We start from the raw sequence: 14,984 nt of genomic DNA, 5'->3' as shown, positions 1-14,984 counted from the left end.
TAGATTTCAATTTTCAAGTTAAATCCACACACTTTTTGTTAATTATTTTACTAATCTACAAATTATAATTTAATTATGTGCTCGAGCACACCAATTATTTGTAAAATTTTGTTAAAAGACATTAACTTAATAATATCAAATCGTTAAGTTTAATAATCTAATTTAATTATGGATGTTTATTTTATAAATTCGTAATAATATGTCTCGCCGTCTCGAACCACCATAGTGAGCACTGTATTGCCATTTTTATGCTCTACTCTTACAAAAGATTCATTTTCTTTTACATTCCAATTACCAAACACTGTAACCTCTAAATCTTTAGGATGACCTTGACCTGGAGAGGGATTCCCTGAGTCATCTATAAAATTTAAATCAGGGTCGGCTATACTTAAATTTATATAGTTTTCATTGTTCACCTGCAGCATAATAAGCGCAGGGTTGGAGACTTCTTTGATGTATGGTACATTCAAATTTTGATCATTTTTTAGAATACTATACCCATAGGTACGGCTGGATTTATCGAATACAACATGCGCTAAACTATCTGCTTTTATTACTGTGTAACTCGTATCTTTAAAATTGCCCATTTTTACCTGCTGCATACTCTTTTTGTTCGAAAAAGGGTAAATTACATATTGATAATTAGCATTTTTGGGAGCTATTCCATGATTAATCCACGCCACAGCATAATCTCCTTCAGTTTCTTTAACGCCATTCCCTTTAGGATTCATTTTACCTGTATTAATGGAGTATTTATTATGGTAAGAATATTGATGATCCAGTTTTAAACTTATTTTGTTATCTGATATTAGATGATACATATTCTTGTATGCATCGATGTACCAAGAATCTTGAGTATTCGTCTCTATGCTTTTTTGAAAACCTAACGTCTTAATTGAACCTGTTAATGAACTATACATAGTCTGAGAAATATCATCGTTCAAATAATTCTGAAATAAAACAGTTTCTACAGGATTTTCTTGATCAATACTAGAAATATTAGTTCCAATACATATAATTTTATTACCGAATGAAAAAACAGATTTGTACGCTTTAAGTTTCCCAGGAAAACCATAATTTCCCCGTTTACCATCTGAGTTAGAACCTGAACTTTCATCTAATGCCATCGAAAACAATCCGTTATTTTCATGCTTAACTGCTCCTGCAAAAGTCTGATTAGATTTAAACATTAGTAAGGATAAATCTGACTCCAATTTTTCTAATGGTAAATATATTATAGTTGCCCCAGGATATCTGTTCCAATCCCATCCTAACTGATTAAAACCACTTCCAATTTCTCCTTTCTCAGAAAGCAATTCAATGGTACCATTGGCAGGATAACGTCCATAGCGATTAGATGCAATATAAATCTCTGATGCCCATACATATTTGCTATACCCTTTAATAATTGCTGCCCAATTTTCTCGTCTATGAATAGAAGTAGAAGCGTAAGGCATAACATGATATCCAGGCAAAGTTTCAGAATTAATGTTACGTGTATTCATTAAACGTTGAGTGACAGGATCTTCTTCACCCCATAAACGTAAATAGGCACCGGCAAAATCTTTATCTATTTCGGAAGTATGGTCAGGATTACCTGAATATAACATATCTAGAAACTGTGATTTAAGGGGCTCGATAGAATTATTTTCTAAGGGATGTCTACCAGCATTTGCAAATCCGTAATCGAATTTATTACTATATAGTCGCGTCGTTAACATCGCATTTTTAAAATTTTGATGACCAGCCGTACTAATTTTAAACTGAGTACCAGATAAAGTTCTGAATACTTTAGGTAAATTTTTAAAAGCTCCCATTCCATATGCAGGATAATGTCCGCCATGATGCCAAGATGTTCCGTCTTTCTTAAAAACACCATGCTCATCATTTTGTGCCAACGTAATTGACATATACTTACTATATGCGTCAAGTAAAAAGGCTATTTTATTTACATCTTTACGCATATAAATGATCATTAGATGGTAAAATGATTGGGTATTGAAATAATCAATATTGGCAACAAAGCTATCCTCGGGCGCTAAAATTTTACCCAAATTAAACACCCATTGCATACTTTCCCCAATTTCATCAAGAAGTCCCGCTTTTTGTAAAGGATCACGCATAATAAAAAATGCCTTTGCTAAATCCTCCATACTGTAACCAATATGATGACGTGTGCCTCCAGAAGATCCAGCTTGCCATCCTTGATCTAAAAAATATCGAGTAGCTATTATAAAATTAGAAGATATAATTGATTTAGATTTATCGTCTCCTAGTAAATATAAATCAGCAAGCTGTTTTAAGATAATTCCAAACCGATGAACCTCCATAAAGTCTTCATCGTATTTAAGACTTTCATTATAGTAGGTTTCATTGTATCTAAAAGTTAACGGTCTGCCTTTAACAGTTTCACCTACTTTTAAATTTAATTTATTAAAAATTACTGTTGCTTCCTTACTGGTGTCTTTTAATTCTTGGTTCTCTAAAAATCTACCATTTAAACGTTCTAAAATAATATTGATGTCTTTTTGTGAGTCTTCAGAAACCTTAATCGTCTTACTATGTATTATATTATTATAATACTCTATAGATGGCATCCAGTGATCTTGTTCTGGCGCAAAATCTTTTTTAATAAATGGGACTATAAAGTCAGGATAAGCATATCTATCGTCTTGATATTGTGAGAATATCAAATCATCTATATAAATACTTCCCGATTTTGTATTGTTTGTACTAATTTTAAATGTTGTAAAATCTACAGAAGTATTTCGTTTCGGCGCATTACCATTCATTTCATAAAAAGGAACCCAAACAGTGCGCCAGCCTGTAAAATTTAAAGGTAATTCAAACCAAGTTTCCTCGTTTTCATGCCTTGAATAAAAAGAAAAACGCAATGAACCTTCTTTGATATTTTCGTTATAAATAGAAAAACTTGTAGTTGGGCTATTAGGAAAATAATCGCCATATGCAAGCGGACTTTCCTTCTCTGTAAGGATATCGAAAAAACTAGTTTTTAAATAACTATCTCCTTTAAAGTCCCAACGCAAAGAAGATTTTCCTAATTTATAGTGTCTATCACTTATTTGAATCTTACTTTTTTTATTATGATCAAAATGCTTTAATTCTGATTGCGTTTCAAAATTAACTTTATAAGGTTTTTTATCCTGAGCCAAAAGTTCTGTACTACAGCATAAAAAAAAGAAGAAGCAACCCAACTTAAAAGCTATTTTGATCATAATTATATAGTTTTATATATTATTAAACTGAATTTATAAGCCTATTTGGCTACTTTTAACTCCGCTTTTGTAGTTCACCGAAGTATTTCCTGCGCCTTGCAGTCCAATATCTACTGGAGTGTTTGTTTTCCAGTTTCCTCTAGTAAAATCAGGTACATCGATAGAATTTGACCTATTCGCTACAGATTTTTCACTTAAAGGCGTGATTGAACTCCAAAGCGCAGCATCGTAAACATCTTGATCTAACGGAAGTCCATTACGTAAACAATCTATTAATCTCCAATCCATAATAAAATCCATACCTCCATGTCCACCAATTTTTTTGGCTAACTCTCCCACTTTTTTATACAGCTCTGGCGTATATTTTTTTTCTATGGCTTTCATATCAGATTCCCCTAACCACTTATCGTTAACCGCTATCTTACCGGGAGTTGGCCATTTTTGTGCAAAGGCTTTTGTGCCACTAATCATATGGATTCTAGAATATGGTCGATCTGAAGAAACATCATGCTGAATCATGATACTTCTTCCCTTTTTAGTTTTAATCATTGTAGTATTCATGTTACCTCTAAAACTTCTATTGGCATATTCAGAATAAAAAGGATCATTAATTGCTTTTTCCTTTGCCAATCGTTGCATGTCAAAATCTGCAGAAGACAATGAACTTAAGTAGTCCATTTGATCGCCCCGATTAATATTCATGATTTGACAAATAGGGCCCAAGCCGTGGGTTGGATAAAGGTTTCCATCACGTGACACGTTCTCTTCTAATCGCCACATACTTTCATAACCATTTGTTTTATCGAAATTAAGATCTAAAAGATTATGAATATAAGCACCTTCTCCATGGATTATGTCTCCAAAGTAATTTTGCCTTGCCATATTTAATGTAAGTAATTCAAAGAAATCGTAACAACAATTCTCCATCATCATACAATGTTTTTTTGTACGCTCTGAAGTTTCAACAAGCTCCCATGCTTCATCTATAGTTTTAGCCGCAGGAACTTCTACAGCAACATGCTTTCCAGCTTCCATAGCATATACAGCCATTGGTGTGTGCCAATCCCATGGCGTAAGCACATAAATTAAATCTATATCCTCACGATCTACCATTTCTTTCCAAGCATAAGCGCTTCCAAAATATAAATCAGGCTCATGCTTTGTCCCTTTTAATATTTTTTTGGTTTTTATCACTCGTTCTTCTCTTAAATCGCATAACCCTTTTATTGTAACTCCTTCTATCATACTCATACGTTGCACAGCACCAGGTCCGCGCATCCCCAAACCAATAAAGCCTATGCGAACTTCTTTTAATTTTGGTGCTCTATATCCCGACATATTAAACAATGAACTATTAGATTTTAAATAGGTAGAATCCTTAAATGTCGATTCTGAATTTGCAGAGAACACACTACCACCCAATAAGCCCAATGCACTTATTGAGGACAATTTCATGAACTCTCTTCTCTTATTTTTCATTTTTTAAATTTTATAATGTGTTAAACATAAGGCTTACTTAAATTAGGCTTGTTTTTCTAAATAGCATCGTACTTCAAATAATCGCGCTAATTTATCTCCCTGTGTTTTGTTTACTTTAATTTTTAAAGATTTAATGCTCTCTGTTTTAAAATCATGCTTAGCCAAACGCAAATAATTATTTTCGATTTCTGCAATGATTTTTTTTCCTTGGGTTGTTTCTAATTCAATCGTATAATCTGCAATCGTTTCTGGTTGTGGTCCACGAACCTGATCTTTATATACCCAGTCCTGAGGAGACATTCTTAAAAATCTATTTAATCCTGTATCAAACGTAAGTTGAATACTATTAATTTTTATTGCCTTTTTCCAATGTAGTGAAATCCATTGTTCCCCATTATCCATTGAAGCCTGCCACTGGTGAGTTTTTCCATCGGCGATATCTCTATTAACTCCATCAACTACATTAATTGCTTTTCCTTTGGTTGTTTGTGAGGAACTTTTAATAGTTGCTTGTCTTGCAAAATCTGCTTCATCTTCATTCTTAACTCCTAGAATACCTTGATCTTGCTTTAATAATAATTGTTGATAACGCTTTAACTCTTCTGGCTGTCTAGCCAAAGTCTTTGGACTAATATTATGACGACAGCAATACGCCATTGCCGTACCTACAGCCTGTCCTAAAAGTGCGCAAGTAGCCATAACCCTAGTTGAAGATAATGCGACATGAGAAACACTAATATTTCTTCCTGCAAATAATAAATTATCAATATTTATACTAATGAGTGAACGATATGGAATGGAATATGGTTGTTTTAATGCAATTGATACATAGGGTACATCTCCTGTTGCGTCCATACCTCCTGGTGGATGATCGTCTAATGGCCATCCTCCATAGGCTACGCGATCTTCAAATAAAGTTGCCGCTTGCACATCTTGCTGTGTCATTATATAAGGACCTTCTATTCTTCTACTCTCACGTTTACCCGGGAGCATTCCTACCCATGATAACGCCCAATTTTCTGATTCAGGGTGATTACCTGAATTTTTAATATAATCCCAAACTCCAAATAATGTCGCTAATAAATCATGTCGGTTTTGTTGACCGTCACTAATTATATCTATAGAACCTCCTAACTCTAACCACCAATATCCATATTCATAGGACCCTATATTTCTGTGAGCAAAATCTTTGGTTGTATATTTTCTAGCCCAAACAGGAGGTGTATATGGCATTTTTTTATCATGTTTTTGTGCCATAAATAAGATACTATTACCCATGGTTTTTTGATCTGCAACATCTACAGCTAATGATTCACCAAAAGTAGATTTAGCATCTCGACCTCTCATATACTTAGCGCCTGCTTTAGCGGCAAGACTTCCATCTCCTGTGCAGTCAGAAAAATACTTTGCGGAAATTTCAGAAATCTCTTCAGTTTGCGAACATAAACCCCACACCTTTTCGATAGTACCATTATTAACTTTTACATCATAAAACGAGGTGTCCAATAACAAAGTTATATTGGGCTCTGAAATTAGTTTATCATACAATACAAAATCCCACATTTCATAAGATCGCTGTGGATTTGTGACAGCTTCGGTTAACACTAATTCTTCAAGAATACCCGTCTCACGCCATACCTGTTTAAGTTGACTTGCTCCAGAAATATGCATACGTATTTCGCTACTAGCGTTACCACCTAATCTACTTCTATCATGCATTAATAAAACCTTACTACCATTTCTAGCAGCTGCAATCGCGGCACAAATTCCTGACATTCCTGCACCTACAACGCAAACATCTACTTCGTACTTTACCGTCTTATAAACATCTGTATTTGCAAGGAATTCTCCTGCATTAACATTCCCATCTTCATCGATAAATAGACCATTATTATTATTTGCTAAAAGTGTAGTAAAATGCCCTCCAACAGCTAAAGCACCAGTACTTAAACCTAATGTCTTTAAAAAACCTCTTCTATTATTCATAATTTTATTTTTAACTTGCTCTTCATCACTTAGTGAAACTTAGAATTTTGGTTGCAACCGAAGCAAAACTATTGCTCTCATCTTTCGATAGTTTTAATAAATATGCTTTATCCGATTTGCTAAGTGAAGACGCATTATATTTAATTATTTTAGTCAATTGATTATATTGATTTGTATTTAAAAACTTCAGTTGATTTAAAAGTTTGGTGGTGTTACCCGATATTAATTTTACATTTTCTAATCTATTCAAGGTTTCATTTTGCATTTCAAAATTGAATACCTCGAGTGATGCAATCATATGTTCTTGAATTCTTAAAGTATTCCACATGTCGGCAGTAATTTTATCAATTGCAAAGTATGGGACATAAGATTTACCGAATTCAACCAGTCTTAATATATACTCTGGATAATTCTTATTAGATGCATCTACGTGACGTAATCCATACATTTGCAAATGGTAATCATCTGAATAAATCATGGTTTCAAGAAGACCACTATTAATTAAATTAGACTCTGTATACGTCTTAATATTATCGGCTATTTTTCCATTTACAATATTCCACAAAATATGTGTACTATAAACAGCACCTGAAACAACACTATTTTTTAATGCAGGAGAGGTTGCTCCTGTTACTGCATCAACTACTAAGGAAAATACTACATCTGTCTTATCAACTAAATCTTTAGCCTCATAATTAGCTAATGGCGATGTCTTATCATTTAAAATTTCAATTAACTTTAAATGATCTTCTTTAGAAAAAAGCTTATGATCAAATTTTGTAAACGGATCAGACTTTACTTCTTCATATTTCACAAAATCACCCAAAACATTCCAATACAGATGAACCTTTAAATCGTAACAAAGCCCCTCTTCACAAACAGGTGTTTCTACATAAGCATAATAAAATTCTGGCACTGTATCCTTACTATATAGTAGATCAATATTTACAGGAATTGAATCTTTTAAATACATGACCATAACAGATTTATCCACCTTACCAGAAGATTGAATCGGTAGGCTAAAAGCATAAATTTGAATAGCTATAATTATAAATAGTACAACTAAAAAACTTCTTTTAAACGTTATGGTTACTTGTGTGCTCAATATTAAATTAAATCGGTTATAGTTTGAATTATTTTATTAGCCAAGTCCGTTGCTTCTTTTGGAGACTTACTCTCGGCATATATTCTTATTATAGGTTCTGTATTAGATTTGCGCATATGAACCCATTCTTTATTCTCAAAATTAATTTTAGTTCCATCTATTAGATCTAGAGATTCGTTAGCATATAACTTTTGAATATCTTCGAAAATGGAGTCTATATTCACATGACCAGGAAGTTCTATTTTTTCCTTTGCTATAAAATAGTTAGGATAGCTTTCCCTAAGTGCTTTACATGATTTATCTGTTTCTGCTAATAATGATAAAAACAATGCAATTCCTACAAGAGCATCTCTACCATAATGAGACTCGGGATATATAATACCTCCATTACCTTCTCCTCCTATTATTGCATTTACAGCTTTCATCTTTTCTACTACGTTAACCTCTCCAACGGCACTAGCAAAATAGTTCGCTTCGTGCAATTGTGTAATATCGTTAAGAGCTCTTGATGATGACAAATTTGAAACGGTATTACCTTTTTCTTTACTTAAAATATAATCTGCACAAGCGACTAAAGTATATTCTTCACCAAACATTGAGCCATCCTCGGAAACTAACGCTAAACGATCTACATCGGGGTCTACAACAATCCCGAAATCTGCTTGTTCATTAACCACCAATTCAGAAATATCTGTTAAATGCTCCTTTAATGGCTCTGGGTTATGAGGAAACTCTCCATTAGGAGTACAATATAATTTTACACACTCTACCCCTAATTTTTCTAGCAATTTAGGTATTGCTATACCCCCAGTAGAATTCACTGCATCTACAACAACTTTAAACTTTCGTTTCTTAATAGCTTCTATAGACACGTGTTTAAGAGCTAAAACTGAATTAATATGATCGTCTATAGCGTTTTTATATACTTTATAATTACCTAACTCGTCCACAGGTGCAAACATAAAATCTTCACGTTCTGCAATTTGAATAATATCTTCACCTGCTTTTGCGTTTAGAAATTCTCCTTTGAAATTCAATAATTTTAATGCATTCCAATGCTTAGGATTATGACTAGCGGTTACTATAATACCTCCTTGAGCTTGTTTTTCCACTACCATTAGTTCCACTGTAGGCGTAGTAGATAAACCTAAATCTATTACATCAATCCCTAAACCTATTAGTGTATTAGCAATAAGGTTACTTATCATTGATCCGGATAAACGCGCATCTCGACCAATTGCCACAGTTAATTCCTCTCCTTCCGATGTTTTTTTTAACCAAGCACCGTATGCTGCTGCAAACTTAACTGTGTCTATTGGAGTTAAATTGTCGCCAGTTACCCCCCCTATTGTTCCTCGTATCCCTGAAATAGATTTTATTAATGTCATTATTTTTTTTTAATAGTAAATATTTTTATTGATCAAATTCCTTCATTTCTTAGACCTAATTAATAAACGAATCTGTTTACTTAAGTTCATGATATTTTAATTTTACTCATCTTGTCTTACATCAGTATTTTGAGCTTAATTCTCTGTCATAAAACTTAATAGTTTCACTTAAACCGTCTTCTATAGTCCATTTTGGTTTAAACCCCAATTCGTTAAATTTATTAGGATTTGCCATTGAATGTTTAATATCTCCAGATCTTGTTTCTAAAAACTGAATTTTAGATTTTGAATTAGTTATTTTTATGATATGTTCAGCTAATTCTTTTACAGAAGTGCTTTGACCAAGAGCCACGTTATATACCCCTTTACCTTGCTGAGAAGCAAATATATTAGCCGCCACAACATCTTTTACGTAAATAAAATCGCGAGTTTGCTCCCCATCTCCATAAATAATTAACGGCTTATTTTGTAATGCATTAATTATAAAAATAGGAACTACTGCGGCATATGCCGATTTCGGATTTTGTCTTGGTCCGAATACGTTAAAATATCGCAGGGAAGTTGTTGGTACATTAAATTCATTCCTATACAAGTCTAGATAATATTCTCCATCTAATTTAGTAATGGAATAAGGTGTTAATGGCTCTGGAGTCATCGTTTCTACCTTTGGAGATACTGGGTTGTTACCATAATTTGCCGCAGAAGAAGACAATACCACTTTACAATTTCCAGTTTTTCTTGCCGCGTCTAAAATATTGATAGTGCCCAACGTATTAATTGAGATACATTCGTTTATTTTTTCAAGAGATTCCGGAACACTGACTAAAGCTGCCAGATTAAAAACAGCATCTGCGCCTTCAACATGTTTCATAACATCCTCTGCATGTCTTATATCCACGTAATGATAAGAGACATTAAATCTATCTAAATTCTTTTTAAAACCCGTTCTTAAATTATCTAGAACCACGACTTCATTTCCCTCATTGGTTAAATGCTCAACAATGTGACTTCCAATAAAACCGGCTCCACCAGTAACAACATACTTTTTCATTTTTTACTTTTTAAATTTGATTATCTCATTAACTTTATGTTAAATATTAATAGATCTTCAAATATTTAATTTTTATTCATGAATACTTTCTGTAAAAGACTATAAAACCATAACACAAAAAACACCCGTAAAAGACTACAAATCAGCTTAATAAATTCTAAAATTAATCGCTCTCACACGTTATATATTCTTAAACCTGGTACAATTTATATAAAAAAAGAGTTAAAAAAAAAGAAATAACCTTAAATTTGTGCTCGAACACACAAATATTAACATTTAACATGTGTACGAGCACATATTTATATATTTAACATTATCGACATCTCATTAAAGGAAAAAAGCTTAGGACATATGTACTTAGCAACGCATAGTGTTAAAATGTATAGGGATAAATATTTATCTAGAACTTCTTTTATTATTAACTCCATGATAAGTGACAAAGAACATGATCGATTATAATAATTTAAATAAATTTAAAACCATCTTCAATGAAAAAATTAATGAAATTATTACTTATAGGCTTAAGTCTGCATTTAACAGCCCAAAATGATGCTTGGCATATTAGCACTACAAATAATACAGATTATACTGGAATATCTATTGCCAATGGACGAATTGGAATGTTATCATCTTCCAAACCATTGGAAATTCAACATATCGTACTAAATAATGTTTACGATATTGACCCAAAACACCAAGTGAGTCAAATTGTTCATGGAATGAATTTTGGAAACTTAGACGTATACATTAATGATAATAAAATATCTGAAAAAAACATATCTAATTGGTCTCAAACATTAGACCTAAAAAATGCTGCGTTAACCACTAGTTTTAAATACCAAAATCAAGCAGAAATTACGTATACGATTTATGCATTACGTAATATACAATATTCAGGATATATAGATATTGAAGTAAAAGCAACTGAAGACATTGAAATAAAAGTAGTAGGTAAAATACTGACGCCTAAAACATTTCAAAAACCTGAAAACACTTTTGAAATTATAAAGGATAACGATATTACCATGCCCATTTTACAATCTAAGGCTAATAGTCCATTTGGAAAACATTACATAAGTACTTCTAGTACTTTTATATGGCATAACATAAATTCTACTAATGCAAAATTACGACCAGAACTAACTCATAATATTGTATCAGATTACGAGAATACATTAGCTTTTACTGCTACACTTAAAAAAGATAAACATCTAATTTTTGCATGGACGGGTGCTGAATGTACTAGTAAAAACTTTTCTGATCCTAAATCAGAATCAGAAAGAATGATCATTTATAATTTATTAACGCCTAAAGAATCCCTATTAAACCAGCATACATCATTATGGAATGCACTATGGCAAGGTGATATCATTATAGAAGGTGATTTGCAATCACAACAAGATGCCCGTTTAGCCATATATCATTTATACGCTTTTAGTCGTGGAGACTCTGATTTAAGTATACCACCTATGGGACTTTCTCTTCAAGTGCCCTATAACGGCCATATTTTCTGGGATACAGAACTTTGGATGTTTCCTCCTCTACTCATGTTAAATCAAGATATTGCCCGATCTTTAGTAAATTATCGTTTTAATCATTTAGAAGCCGCACAAGACAGAGCTATAAACTATGGTTATAAAGGAGCTATGTTTCCTTGGGAGAGTGATGATACAGGAGAAGAAGCAACACCTCCTTTTGCCTTAACAGGACCATTTGAACATCATATCACGGCAGATATAGCAATCGCTTTTTGGAATTATTATACCGTTACAAAAGATAAAAAATGGCTTTCTGAGCAAGGTTTTCCTGTCATTAAAGAAGTTGCAAATTTCTGGGTAAGTCGTGTAACTTCGAATACAGACGGTAGTTATTCTATAAAAAATGTTGTTGGAGCAAATGAATATGTATCAAACGTAAATGATAATGCATTTACTAATGGAGCAGCCATTACCGCTTTAAATTATGCAGTTAAAGCGGCTATAGCATTAGAAGTTACTCCTAATCCAGAATGGAAATTAATATCTGAAAATATAAGAATATTAAAACTACAAGACGGTACAACTAAAGAGCATGAAAATTATAGTGGAGAAATAATTAAACAGGCCGATGTAAATTTACTTTCATATCCTTTAAACATCATTAATGATAAAGAAAGTATTCTGAGAGATTTAAAATACTATGAGCCAAAATTATCGAAGCATGGTCCTGCCATGGGAAAATCTATTTTTGCAATTTTATACGCTCGTCAAGGGGATGTAGAAAATGCATATAGATTATTCAAAGAAAGTTATGTGCCAAACAAACGAATGCCATTTGGAGCTTTATCAGAAACAACAACATCCAATAGATCTTATTTTGCAACAGGTGCAGGAGGTATGTTACAAACAATATTATTTGGTTTTGGCGGTTTAGAATTTACAGATTCAGGAATCATTCAGAAAAACCCAGTTCTTCCTAAGGCATGGAAGTCGTTAACAATTAAAGGCGTTGGTCCCCAAAACAAAACCTTTAAAATAGGACAGTAGATTGTTTGTTATGACGCTTTAGAAATCTAGATCCATGAAATATTGTACTTAATTTTAAAATGTGCTCGATAACACCTACTTTTAATGTAACCAAATTTCTAAAATTAGAAATAATATCTAAAACAAAAAATATATGAAATATCAATTATTAATCATACTAGCAATTATTCTTAATACAGCATGTAAACAAAATACAACCAAAGATATTGAGATTACAAAAAATGAAATAAAGAAAGAATGGTGGAAAGAACAAGTCGTATATCAAATTTATCCACGTTCATTTAAAGATTCTAACGGTGATGGTATTGGTGATATCCCTGGTATTATTTCTAAAATTGACTATTTAGATACCTTAGGAATAGATGTCGTTTGGTTAAGTCCGCATTTCGATTCCCCAAATGCGGATAATGGATATGATATTAGAGACTATCGTAAAGTTATGGAGGAATTTGGAACTCTTGAAGATTTTGATACTTTACTCAATGGTTTACATGACCGCGGCATAAAATTAATTATAGATTTAGTAATAAATCATTCTAGTGACGAACATAAGTGGTTTCAAGAAAGTATGTCTTCAAAAGACAATCCGTATAGAGACTATTACATTTGGAAACCTGGAAAAGGTACTAACCCACCAAACAATTGGCCGTCTTTCTTTGGAGGTTCTGCTTGGGAACAAGCCGGTCCGGATGGAGAGTATTATTTGCATTATTTTGCTAAAAAACAACCAGATTTAAATTGGGAAAATCAGCAACTAAGAGAAGAAATCTATGACCTAATGCGATTTTGGTTAGATAAAGGCGTAGATGGATTTAGAATGGATGTAATAGCATTAATATCGAAACCGCAAGAATTCGAAGATATGGATAGCGAAGGTTTAAAACATCCAGAATATACATATGCTTACGGACCAAGATTACATGAATTTTTAAAAGACATGAATAAAGAAGTACTTTCTAAATATGATGTCATGACTGTTGGAGAAGCCTATGGCGGGAATGCTGAAAAAACTTTGGAGATTACAGATGAACGTAATAATGAAATAGATCTTGCTTTTTGGTTTGATGCAGTACGAGTAGGTAGAGATAATTTTAAACAAAATAAATGGAGTCTACCTGAGTTTAAAAAACTTGTAAAAGCACAAAGTGATGTAAATAGTCATAATTGGCCAACATTTTTTCTTGGTAATCACGACAATCCTAGAGTGGTAAGCAAGTTTGGAGATGATTCTCCTGAGTTTAGAGTTACCTCATCTAAGTTACTAGCTATGTTATTATTAACACAACGTGGTACTACTTTTTTATATCAAGGTGATGAAATTGGAATGACAAATTATCCTTTTACGTCATTTGATCAATTTGATGATGTAGAAATTAAAGGTAATTATAATAAAATCATTGCAAGTGGTTCTACCCCTGAATCCTATTTAGCAGATCTAAATAAAATGGCTAGAGATCATGCACGTACACCTATGCAATGGTCTAACACTAATAATGCAGGCTTTACTTCTGGAGATAAGACGTGGCTTGGAGTGAATCCAAATTATCCAGAAATTAATGTAAAGAATAATCTTCAGGATAAACACTCCGTTTTTCATTTTTATCGTAGACTTTTAAAAATTCGAAAGGATAATGACAATTTGATATATGGAGATTATAAAGATATGGCAATAGATCACCCTGAAGTATTTGCATATACAAGAATAGGTAAAAATAAGACCTATCTGGTTGTATTAAATATGTCTAAATCTATGGTAGAATTTAGCTTAGACAATAAATTTAAAGGCTATAAATTAATTATAAACAATTTAAATGATGAGACAACAACCATTGAACATAATAAATTAATGTTGCAACCTTGGGAAGCAAGGTTGTATGAAAGCAACTAAATATTACAAAACAACCAAGATAAAACCTTCATGTTTTTATCTCGGTTGTTTTAAATTCTATACCGCTTATCCCAAATAGTGACACTTTAAAATATTTATAAAACTAATTCATGCATATGATTGTTGTGAATTTTTAAATCAATTCGCATATGTGTAAATAAGACTTTTTAAAACAATAATGTCATGTGTTATTAGTACGAACTATTCTTAATAAATACTAGATATATTATAATTTGAAACTCATTATACTATCTAATAAAGTTGTCACGTGTATTTAAATACACCGAGTGATTTGTCCATTTACTGCCCCTTACGGTTTAAATAAA

General features: G+C 32.5%; 8 protein-coding genes. 2 read left to right on the top strand and 6 right to left on the bottom strand.

All coding sequences use genetic code 11. The features are described from left to right. Positions 1 to 176: 176 nt before the first annotated feature. The 6 genes from AC0UBM_RS01465 to AC0UBM_RS01440 all read right to left on the bottom strand — a co-directional run bounded on the left by AC0UBM_RS01465 (position 177) and on the right by AC0UBM_RS01440 (position 10,245). Entirely contained in the window at positions 177 to 3,236 is a 3,060-nt protein-coding gene (locus AC0UBM_RS01465; protein WP_475687352.1) for a chondroitinase family polysaccharide lyase, read from the bottom strand. 33 nt (positions 3,237 to 3,269) lie between these two features. After that, on the bottom strand, positions 3,270 to 4,715 hold the full coding sequence (locus tag AC0UBM_RS01460) for a Gfo/Idh/MocA family protein (protein ID WP_475687351.1): 1,446 nt from the start codon (positions 4,713 to 4,715) through the stop codon (positions 3,270 to 3,272). 42 nt (positions 4,716 to 4,757) lie between these two features. Continuing rightward, positions 4,758 to 6,701, bottom strand: a complete 1,944-nt coding sequence (locus AC0UBM_RS01455; RefSeq protein ID WP_475687350.1) for an FAD-dependent oxidoreductase — start codon at positions 6,699 to 6,701, stop codon at positions 4,758 to 4,760. Between the two features lie 25 nt (positions 6,702 to 6,726). Continuing rightward, entirely contained in the window at positions 6,727 to 7,806 is a 1,080-nt protein-coding gene (locus tag AC0UBM_RS01450; RefSeq protein ID WP_475687349.1) for a hypothetical protein, read from the bottom strand. A 2-nt stretch (positions 7,807 to 7,808) separates the two neighbouring features. Continuing rightward, positions 7,809 to 9,194, bottom strand: a complete 1,386-nt coding sequence (gene glmM, locus AC0UBM_RS01445) for a phosphoglucosamine mutase (protein WP_475687348.1) — start codon at positions 9,192 to 9,194, stop codon at positions 7,809 to 7,811. A 121-nt stretch (positions 9,195 to 9,315) separates the two neighbouring features. After that, positions 9,316 to 10,245, bottom strand: a complete 930-nt coding sequence (locus tag AC0UBM_RS01440) for an SDR family NAD(P)-dependent oxidoreductase (protein ID WP_475687347.1) — start codon at positions 10,243 to 10,245, stop codon at positions 9,316 to 9,318. 488 nt (positions 10,246 to 10,733) lie between these two features. On the opposite strand from AC0UBM_RS01440, the gene AC0UBM_RS01435 reads away from it, so the two are divergent. Next, the gene (locus tag AC0UBM_RS01435) at positions 10,734 to 12,770 is read left to right on the top strand and encodes a glycosyl hydrolase family 95 catalytic domain-containing protein (RefSeq protein ID WP_475687346.1); all 2,037 of its coding nucleotides are present in this window, start codon (positions 10,734 to 10,736) and stop codon (positions 12,768 to 12,770) included. A 133-nt stretch (positions 12,771 to 12,903) separates the two neighbouring features. Continuing rightward, positions 12,904 to 14,658, top strand: coding sequence for a glycoside hydrolase family 13 protein (locus AC0UBM_RS01430; RefSeq protein ID WP_475687345.1), 1,755 nt, complete (start codon positions 12,904 to 12,906; stop codon positions 14,656 to 14,658). The last annotated feature ends 326 nt before the right edge of the window (positions 14,659 to 14,984 follow it).

The sequence above is a fragment of the Formosa sp. F44 genome (genome assembly GCF_056238645.1).
This window is presented reverse-complemented; position numbering and strand designations above follow the sequence as displayed.

Bases quoted from the DNA above. Each gene is read 5' to 3' on its own strand.
- AC0UBM_RS01465 (WP_475687352.1), bottom strand. From the start codon at position 3,236: ATGATCAAAATAGCTTTTAAGTTGGGTTGCTTCTTCTTTTTTTTATGC.
- AC0UBM_RS01460 (WP_475687351.1), bottom strand. From the start codon at position 4,715: ATGAAAAATAAGAGAAGAGAGTTCATGAAATTGTCCTCAATAAGTGCA.
- AC0UBM_RS01455 (WP_475687350.1), bottom strand. From the start codon at position 6,701: ATGAATAATAGAAGAGGTTTTTTAAAGACATTAGGTTTAAGTACTGGT.
- glmM (WP_475687348.1), bottom strand. From the start codon at position 9,194: ATGACATTAATAAAATCTATTTCAGGGATACGAGGAACAATAGGGGGG.
- AC0UBM_RS01440 (WP_475687347.1), bottom strand. From the start codon at position 10,245: ATGAAAAAGTATGTTGTTACTGGTGGAGCCGGTTTTATTGGAAGTCAC.
- AC0UBM_RS01435 (WP_475687346.1), top strand. From the start codon at position 10,734: ATGAAAAAATTAATGAAATTATTACTTATAGGCTTAAGTCTGCATTTA.
- AC0UBM_RS01430 (WP_475687345.1), top strand. From the start codon at position 12,904: ATGAAATATCAATTATTAATCATACTAGCAATTATTCTTAATACAGCA.